4 protein-coding genes and 1 pseudogene are annotated in these 5,828 nt (G+C 67.8%); 2 read left to right on the top strand and 3 right to left on the bottom strand.

Annotated features, from left to right (window positions below; genetic code table 11):
• Positions 1–199: 199 nt before the first annotated feature.
• Positions 200–1,159, bottom strand: coding sequence for an alpha/beta hydrolase (locus Q0C81_RS15015; RefSeq protein ID WP_291839669.1), 960 nt, complete (start codon positions 1,157–1,159; stop codon positions 200–202).
• 113 nt (positions 1,160–1,272) lie between these two features.
• Here Q0C81_RS15015 and Q0C81_RS15010 point away from each other — a divergent pair, with 113 nt between their 5' ends.
• The gene (locus Q0C81_RS15010; RefSeq protein ID WP_291839666.1) at positions 1,273–2,394 is read left to right on the top strand and encodes an aromatic ring-hydroxylating dioxygenase subunit alpha; all 1,122 of its coding nucleotides are present in this window, start codon (positions 1,273–1,275) and stop codon (positions 2,392–2,394) included.
• 164 nt (positions 2,395–2,558) lie between these two features.
• On the opposite strand, the gene Q0C81_RS15005 is transcribed toward Q0C81_RS15010, so the two are convergent.
• The gene (locus Q0C81_RS15005; RefSeq protein WP_291839663.1) at positions 2,559–3,224 is read right to left on the bottom strand and encodes a TetR/AcrR family transcriptional regulator; all 666 of its coding nucleotides are present in this window, start codon (positions 3,222–3,224) and stop codon (positions 2,559–2,561) included.
• A gap of 219 nt (positions 3,225–3,443) precedes the next feature.
• Positions 3,444–5,279, bottom strand: coding sequence for a cation:proton antiporter (locus tag Q0C81_RS15000; RefSeq protein WP_291839659.1), 1,836 nt, complete (start codon positions 5,277–5,279; stop codon positions 3,444–3,446).
• 154 nt (positions 5,280–5,433) lie between these two features.
• Here Q0C81_RS15000 and Q0C81_RS14995 point away from each other — a divergent pair.
• Positions 5,434–5,828, top strand: a pseudogene (locus tag Q0C81_RS14995) (peptidase M13); the annotation flags it as partial.

The raw sequence follows: 5,828 nt of genomic DNA, 5'->3' as shown, positions 1-5,828 counted from the left end.
ACCCAACCCGCCCGACGGCCTTAGCCCATCAGACGGTGCACGGAAACGCCCCCGAGAGGTTGGCGGCTTGGAAAGCCGACAACCTCTCAAGATACAAAGTGGGGCGACTTATCCGAAAACCGGAACCACTTTTCGGGTCGCCCTAATCTTCACAGGACCGTGAAGGGCGTTTCCGCCGAAAGGATGACCTTTGAGGGCCCTATTCTAAAAACGCGTTCACCTCGGCGGCGAAGGCGGCGGGCTGGTCCAGCATGATGAAGTGGGCGCTATTATCGATCCGCTTCAGCTCGGCGCCCGGCAGGCCCTGGTACGACATGCGGTAGACCATGTCGGTGAACTCGGGCGTCTGCCCGGTGAAGAGGACGTACAGCACCTCGGTCGGGGCGGTGATGCGCGACAGTTCGGGCCGCAGGTCGGTGACGATCAGCTCGCGGAAGGACGAGGCGGCCACCTGCTGGTCGCTGGTCTCCATGTCGCGGATCGGACCGGCGCGCAGGGACTCGGTCTTGATCATCGAGTTGATCGAAGCCGTGGCCTGGGTGTTGTAGGCCTCGCGCGTGCCGGTCGACATGCTGGCGTAGATCTGGTTGGCGATCGGGGTGACGCTCTCGGCCGTCGCGCCCGGGGCGCCGAACATCGCGCCCATGAAGGGCACCATGTCCACGACCATCAGCTTGCCGACGCTGTCGGGATGGCGCGCGGCCAGCATCATGGCGATCGTGCCGCCCATCGAGTGCCCGATGACGACCGGCTTGTTCAGCCCCTGTTCGGCGATGTAGCGGGCCAGATCCTCGGCGACCGGGGCGGCGACCGGGCCGGTGGCGTTGTCCTCGGCCGGCGCGCCGGCGAAGCCCTGCACGTGGACGCGGTGGATGCGGTAGCGGCCCTTGAGCTGATCGGTCAGGCCGTCCCAGACCTCGGGCGACGACGTCAGGCCGGGGATCAGGATGATGTCGCCGACCGGATGCTCCGGCCCGTCGATGCGGACATGGAACCGGCCCGACTGGAAGTCGGCGTGGCGGTGGCCGTGGTCCGCGGCCCCTTGCTGAGTAGCTTGCCCGTGGGCGGCGTGCGAGCCGTGCGCCTGGGCCAGGGCGGGCGCGGCCAGCCCCAGTGACAGGCAGGCGGCGAGGGCGGCGGCGGCGGTCATGGTCTTCATGGCGGTTCCCCGTGCGCGGGCCATTCGCCCGCATCTGTCCCTAGTCGCCGCAGGGGGCGCGATTGGATGCAGGTGGTCAAGACTTCCCGCGCCGCCGACGCTAAAGTGCGGTCATGACGCCCGCAGATTCCGCTCCGGTTTCCTCCAACGCCCCCGAAGCCAAGGCCCCGCCGACCGCCTTCGGCAAGGGCTTCGTTCTGGACGCCTGGTATTTCGTCGCCCTGGCGCGCGACGTGAAACCCGAGTCGCTGAAGCGCTACGAACTACTCAATGAACCGGTCCTGATCGGGCGGACGAAGGCCGGGCAGGTCTTCGCCATGCGCGACATCTGCCCCCACCGCGCCGCGCCGCTGTCGGCCGGGCGGGTGGTGAACAAGCCGGGCGAAGGCGAGACGGTCGAATGCCCCTATCACGGCTGGCGTTTCCGCACGGACGGCGTCTGCGCCGCCATCCCCTCGCTGGTCGAATCCCAGCCCTTCGAGGCCGACCGCATCAAGGTGCGTTCCTATCCGGTGCGCGAAAGCCAGGGGATGGTCTTCGTCTGGATGAGTTCGGACCCGCGCGGCGCGGGCGAGCCCGATCATGAGCCGCCCCAGTTCCCCGGCGTGGTCGGCGGCGGAGCCAAACTGGTCGAGTGGATGGATTTCGACAGCCATATCGACCACGCCGTCGTCGGCCTGATGGACCCCGCCCACGGCCCCTACGTCCATCAGCAGTGGTGGTGGCGGTCCGAGCATTCGATGCACGAAAAGGCCAAGGCCTTCGAACCGCGCGAACAGGGCTTCGCCATGGTGCGCCACGCGCCGTCGTCGAACAGCCGGGCCTACAAGATCCTGGGCGGCGCCCCGGCGACCGAGATCACCTTCCGCCTGCCCGGCTACCGCTGGGAACACATCCAGGTCGGAGAGAAGCAGGTGCTGGCGCTGACCTGCCTGACGCCCATCACCGACACCAAGACCCGGATCACCCAGATCTTCTGGTCGGACCACTGGATCTTCGACCTGGCCAAACCCTTCCTGCGCATGGGCGTGGTCGCCTTCCTCAAGCAGGACGGCGGCATGGTGAACCTGCAGAACGAGGGCCTGCGCTACGATCCGGCCCTGATCTGGATCGACGACGCCGACAAGCAGGCCAAATGGTACCAGCAGCTGAAGCGCGAATGGATCAAGTCCCGCGCCGAGGGCCGGCCGTTCGCCAACCCGGTGAAGCCCGCGACCTTGCGCTGGAAGAGCTGACGCTCTTCGAAGGGCGCTAACGCTCGCGACGCGGTCGCTCGCTGCTTGAGCGCAAGACAAAGGCCGCAGCGGATGCCGCGGCCTTTGATCTGTTCAGCATGCGCGAAGCGCCAGGCCGCGTCGGGTCGGGAGGTCCCGAAGGGCCGACGGTCCGCGGCCCCCGACTATTGCCGGGCCAGCGCGCCGGCGAGGACGATGTCGATCTGCTTGGAGATCTGGGTCGTCAGCTGTTCGATGCCCCAGCCGTCGTAGGCGGCGTGGCGGTAGTTGGCGATGAAGGCGCCGTAGATCAGCTCGCCCAGCAGGCGGATGTCCGCATCCTGGCGCAGCTCGCCTTCACGCACGCCGGCCTGCAGGGCGTCCGAGACGATGACGGAGACCGGACGGGCGGCGGCGCGGCTGCGCATTTCGGCGGCGACCGGCTGGAACCACGAGCGGGCGACGACGGCCTGCACCAGCGGCAGATGCTCTAGGGATTCGTGATAGGCGGCGGTCATGGCGGCCACCAGGCGTCCGCGCACCGAGCTTTCGGCGGCGACGGCGGCCTTCAGCGATTCCGCCAGACGGGCCAGGTCCTCGGCCAGGACGGCCTCGAACAGTTCGGCCTTGTCCTGGAAGTTGGCGAAGACCGCGCCGGTCGACATGCCCGCGCCCTTGGCGATGTCGCGGATGGTGGCGGGCTCGTAGCCGCGTTCCGCGAAGAGGGTGCGCGCGGCGTCCAGGACCTTCTGACGGGTCCGCACCTTGGCGGCCTGACGACGGTTCAGGCGGGGGGCGTCAGCCTCGGAATCCGAGGCGGTCTGGGCGGAGCTAAGGGCGATGTCTCGCATGTAAAACGGCTACTCGACTAAGCGGCGGGGAGGACCACCGGCAGGAAAACAGCGCCATGACGGCAGGGTTTCGGGCGCTCCGGAAAGCACCTCAGGCCCGACCTTAAGGCCCGGCGAACAGCGGCACTCATCACGCAACGATGACCAAATTGGGGTGTACAGATTAACAGCAGCGTTAGTTGCTGGGTTAACGGCGCAGCTTGCCAAGTCCGTCGCGGCCTATCTTTTGAGCGTCGACCTCAGCGCCCGGGGCCTCCGCGCAGCCTCCCCGTCGGGCATGGCGTCCTGGAACAATTTGCGGAAACGGTCGCGTCGTTCGTGGATCGAAGCGAGCACCAGACCCATCGGCACGCCGAGGTCGACCAGGGTGTTTTCCGCCAGTTGAAGACTGGCCTCCGTGGTCTCCGGAACGGCGTCGGTGACGCCCAGCCGATACAGGCGTTCGGCGTGTCGGGAATCCCGCGCCCGGGCGATCAGGATCAGGTCTGGCCTCAACGAGCGGGCCGCGACGACCACCTCGTCGACCTTGGCGGGGGCGTCCATGGTGACCACCATGGCGCGCGCCTTTTCGATGCCGCAGCGCGCCAGCAGGTCGGCCTGGCCGGCGTCGCCGTAGAAGACGTTCGAGCCCTCGCCGCGCCCCTTGGCGACGGTGGAGGCGTTGGCGTCGACGGCCACGAAACTCTGTCCGTGCTCGGTCAGCATTTCCCCGACGAGGCGTCCCACCCGGCCGAAGCCGACGATCAGCACCTGGCCCTCGACCGACGGAGGCTCCAGCGCCTCGGCCGGAAGATCAGGCAAAACTGCGGCGTCCTGTCGCGTCAGTCGATCGGCGAACATCGCCATCAACGGTACAGTAAAAATACTTATGGTGGCCGCAAGCATGACTGTACGTGTGAAGTCAGGCGACGCGATTCCTTCCACCAAACCTGCGCCCAGGATGACGAAGGCGAACTCTCCCGCCGGTCCCAGCACCAGCGCGGTCTCGATGGCGGTCTTGTTCTTCACGCCCCACAGCCGCGCCGCGCCGTAGATCATCATGGCCTTGAACAGGGTCAGCCCGATCGCCAGCCCGAACACGGCCACCGGATCGGCCGCCACCGCGTCCACGTCCAGCCCGATGCCGACGCCCACGAAGAAGACGCCCAACAGCAGGCCCTTGAAGGGCTCGATGGATACCTCGACCGCCCGCCGGAACTCGGTCTCGGCCAGCAGCAGGCCCGCCACCAGCGCGCCGAGGCTCATCGACAGGCCCGCGGCCTGGGCCCCCAGCCCGGCGCCGACCACGACCAGCAGGCAGGCGGCGACGAACATCTCCTGCCCCTGCCCCTTGGCCCGGGCCTTGGCCACCGACCGGAACAGCGGACGCAGCACCAGACGGCCCAGCACCACCAGCAGGGCCAGACCGATAGCGGCCGGGATGAGGGTGAACAGCGCCGTGCCAAGCACGGCCGGATCGAAGTCGCCGCCGCCGGTGACTCCGCCCTGCGCCAACGCCGCCAGCACGGTGACGGTGATCAGGATCGGCGCCACGGCCAGGTCCTGGGCCAGAAGGACCGAGAAGATGGTGCGCCCCGCCGCGCCGCCCAGGCGGCCGCGCTCAGCCATGACCGGCATGACCACGGCGGTCGAGGACAGCGCCAGCCCCAGGCCCAGCACGGCGGACGACACCAGGGTCTGGCCCATCGCCATGAACAGGGCGGCCAGTCCGACCGTGCAGAACAGGACCTGCGTCAGCCCCAGGCCGAAGACGAGCCGGCGCATCGCCTTGAGCCGCTCCCACGACAGCTCCAGCCCGATCATGAACAGCAGGAAGGCCACGCCCAGTTCAGACAGGGCGCGCAACTGGTTGGCGTCGGAGATGGTCAGCCACGCCAGCCAGGGTACGGTGTCGGCGAATCGGGCCAGACCGTCGGGCCCCAGCAGGACGCCTGCCGCAAGAAAGCCGAGAACCGGGCTGATCTTCAGCCGGTTGAACAGGGGAACCACCACCCCGGCCGCCGCCAGGAAGACCACAAGGTCCTTATATTCGCCGCCGCCGCCGCCGTGAGTCATTCGCCCTCCGTCCGGTTCAGCCTACAGGCTGAAACGCCGCCGCGTCTGGCTTTCCGTCGTTTCATGACAAAAAATTCAGGCGACAGTCTCCGAGGCGGGCGTAGGGTCCGCGCCGACCCTTCCAAGTTGGTGAAGAGAAGTCGGGGAAACTCCTATGAAGAAGCTGCTTATCAGCGCCGCCCTCGGCGCCCTGCTCCTGCCCGCCGCCGCCCAGGCGCAGAGCTGGACCGATGCTGACGAACACGCCTGCGTCGACGAATCCTGCACGGTCGTCGAACTGTTCCAGGCCCCTGCACAGGGCGCCGCCGTCGCCGGTTGGCAAGGCGTCGAGGCCCCCAAATACGGGACCTGGGGCTTCGACCTGAACGGCCGCGACACCTCGGTCAACCCGGGCGACAACTTCATGCGCTACGCCAACGGCGCCGCGCTGGACCGCCTGCAGATTCCGTCGGACCGCACCTCCTATGGCTCGTTCAACCTGCTGCGCGAACTGTCGGACAACCGCGTCAAGGTGATGATCGAAGGCCTGGTGGCCCGCACCGATCTGAC

The sequence above is a fragment of the Brevundimonas sp. genome (assembly GCF_023259385.1).
Classification (GTDB): Bacteria; Pseudomonadota; Alphaproteobacteria; order Caulobacterales; family Caulobacteraceae; genus Brevundimonas.
Note: the sequence above shows the minus strand (reverse complement) of the source record. Positions and strands in the feature narration are given on the sequence as shown.